This is a genomic window from Kitasatospora sp. NPDC057518, from assembly GCF_042802075.1.
Classification (GTDB): Bacteria; Actinomycetota; Actinomycetes; order Streptomycetales; family Streptomycetaceae; genus Kitasatospora.
Genome location: NZ_JBHVEU010000708.1, coordinates 1 through 2,599, shown reverse-complemented (window position 1 = coordinate 2,599; position 2,599 = coordinate 1). Strand labels below are relative to the sequence as shown.

Annotated in this window: 3 protein-coding genes; all 3 read left to right on the top strand. The window is 73.7% G+C overall.

All coding sequences use genetic code 11. The features are described from left to right. On the top strand, positions 1-419 hold a 419-nt coding region (locus ACFU7Z_RS38615; protein WP_380782817.1), incomplete at its 5' end, for a rhodanese-like domain-containing protein. Between the two features lie 387 nt (positions 420-806). After that, on the top strand, positions 807-2,105 hold the full coding sequence (locus ACFU7Z_RS38610; protein ID WP_074002991.1) for an Ig-like domain repeat protein: 1,299 nt from the start codon (positions 807-809) through the stop codon (positions 2,103-2,105). Between the two features lie 350 nt (positions 2,106-2,455). After that, the gene (locus ACFU7Z_RS38605; RefSeq protein WP_198959373.1) at positions 2,456-2,578 is read left to right on the top strand and encodes a class III lanthipeptide; all 123 of its coding nucleotides are present in this window, start codon (positions 2,456-2,458) and stop codon (positions 2,576-2,578) included. Positions 2,579-2,599: the final 21 nt, after the last annotated feature.

Genomic DNA, 2,599 nt, shown 5'->3' with positions numbered 1-2,599 from the left:
AGGACGAGGTCGTCACCCGCCTCGCCCGCATCGGCTTCGACCACATCGCCGGCTACCTGCGCAACCCCGACAACGCCCTGCCCGCCCTCGCCGACCACCTCACCCCCGCCAGCCGCCTCACCGCCGACCAACTCCGCACCACCCTCACCGCCGAACAGCCCCCCACCGTCCTCGACGTCCGCACCTGCGGCGAACGCGAAACGGGCTTCATCGAAGGAGCCCTGCACATCCCCCTGACCGAACTCCCCACCCGCCTCGACGAGATCCCCACCGACCACCCCCTGGTCATCCACTGCGCCAGCGGCCACCGCTCCTCCATCGCCGCCAGCCTGCTGCGCCACCACGGCCACCCCGACGTCTCCGACCTCCTCGGCGGCTACGCCGCCTGGCACACCCTCACCCACCCCGCCCGGGCCTGAACCCAGCCGACCCGGCCAACCCCGTCCGGGCCGTGGGCGCGGAGTCGCCCGCCGGCCGACGATCTCCGCGAAGTCATCCGCCCGTGACCAGCTCAGTGAGTTCGTGTGCCGCCCAGTGTGATGGTGTGTGGCATGCCGCTGTCGGAGCAATCGGGGCACAAGGGCCGTCCGGTCGTCACGCTGTCCCTGTTGATCACGCTCCGGAGCAGGGACACCACCGCTGCACGGGGCGCGTGATCCAGCACCCCGAAGTCTCACCTCAAGCCGTCACATCGGGAGACAGCAGTGATCAGACACCATGCCCCAGGACATCCCGTCGCCGAAGGAGAGGCAGGTGCCCAGGCTCGTGCGCGGTGGTGGCAGGCCGGTGTCGTGGCAGGGGTGTGCGTGGCACTGGCCGGGACCGGGCTGAGCCCCGCGACCGCCGCGGCCACGGGGTCCGCGCCGGCCACCGCCCCGGTGCGGACCCGAGGGGCCGACCCGGTGGTCACCTTCGGTTTCACCGGTGCTCCGCAGAGCCTCACCATCCCGGCCCAGGCGGTGGTCACGATCACCGCCGACGGCGCGGGCGGTGCCGACAACACCGGCACCTCCTGTTCCGTCACGGGGACGGGCGGGACGGGGGCGCGGGTCGTCACCACTCTCCCGCAGACCACCGCGCCGACGACGGTCACCGTCAACGTCGGCGGTACAGGCGGCAAGGGCTGCAACGGCACGGGTACGGGGGGTGCCGGCGGGTTCAACGGCGGTGCTTCGGGTGGGGGCATCCCGGTCACCGGTTTCCGGGCGGAAGGGCCGGGTGGGGGCGGTGCTTCCAGCGTCAGCGTGGGCTCCTTCCTGGTGGTCGCCGGGGGCGGCGGTGCCGCCGGGGGCACCGGGAGCGGCCTGGCGGGCGGCAACGGGGGCAACGGCGGGACGACGCCCGATGCCACCGGCGGTACCACGGGAAGCGCCACCGGCCCCGGGGCCGCGGCGGGGCACGGCGGGGGCGGCGGCAGCACCAGCACGACCACGGGCGGTGCGGGCGGGGCCGCCGGCGCCGCCGCGCCCTGTAGTGCCACGTCGGGTGGGCCGGGGGGCGGGTTCGTCGGCACCACGATCGGCACCGGCGGGAACGGCGGAGCGATCGACGGCGGCTGTGCCGCCACCGCCACCGGTGCGGGCGGGGGCGGTGGCGGCGGGTACTTCGCCGGCGGGGGCGGCGGCAGCGGCGCCGTCAACAACACCGGCACGGAGGCGAGCGGCGGCGGTGGCGGTGGGGGAAGCAGCTTCGCGACCCCGTCGGGCACCGGGACGTCCTATGCGGCCTCGACGATCGGGACGGCGAACCACAACGGCCAGGTGGTCATCAGCTACACCGTGGGCAAGCCGATCACCACGACCCTGACCGCGATGCCCCAGCGCACCCGGACCGGCTCGCCGGTCGTGCTCAGCGACATCGTCTGCCCCGGCGCGGGCTCCACGACCAGGCCCACCGGAACCGTCACGTTCACCGACACCACCACCGGGACGACCCTCGGCACGGGACGCCTGATCCTCTCCCTCGGCACCTGCGCCGCCGGCGGGACGGTCACCGCCTTCCGCACCGCGGGCACCCACACCGTCACCGCCGTCTACAGCGGTGACCCGGTGTACCAGGACAACAGTGCCAACCCCGAGACCATCACCGTGACGGTGGACCCCTGATCAGAACGCCGCGGCGGCACCGAGGGGCACACCCTCGTCAGCCGCGACAGGCACTGCTGCCGACGCAGGTGACAGCGTGACACCGGGCGGGGCTCGCGAGGACGAATCGCGGGCTCCGCCGCCGTCGTGCCCGAGGCCCGGAAGGACGACAACTCTTCAGTCTGCGGCCGAACCGGTCGGAAGGCCATGACAACTATCAGCCCCTACCGGCACCCGGTGCGCCGCGACGAGACTCTCCATCACCCGGGCCGCGGAGGCATCACGGTCCGGGCCCGTGCCGGCTGCCGGCCGGTGCGCATCCCACCCTTGTTGCGCGTCCCGCGCACGTGATCTCCCAGGAGACGACCCTGATGAGTGTCCTCAAGCTCCAGAACATGGAGGCCCGCGTCAAGTTGAGCGCCGTGGCCATCGTCAGCCTGACGAGCAGCACCGGCCGCTGCTGCACCACCCCGCCGAAGCCCGGCGAGTCGTAGCCCGACGGGTCCGTGCGGGGG

Excerpts from the sequence above, each read along its gene's own strand:
- ACFU7Z_RS38605 (WP_198959373.1), top strand. The coding sequence starts at position 2,456 with ATGAGTGTCCTCAAGCTCCAGAACATGGAGGCCCGCGTCAAGTTGAGC.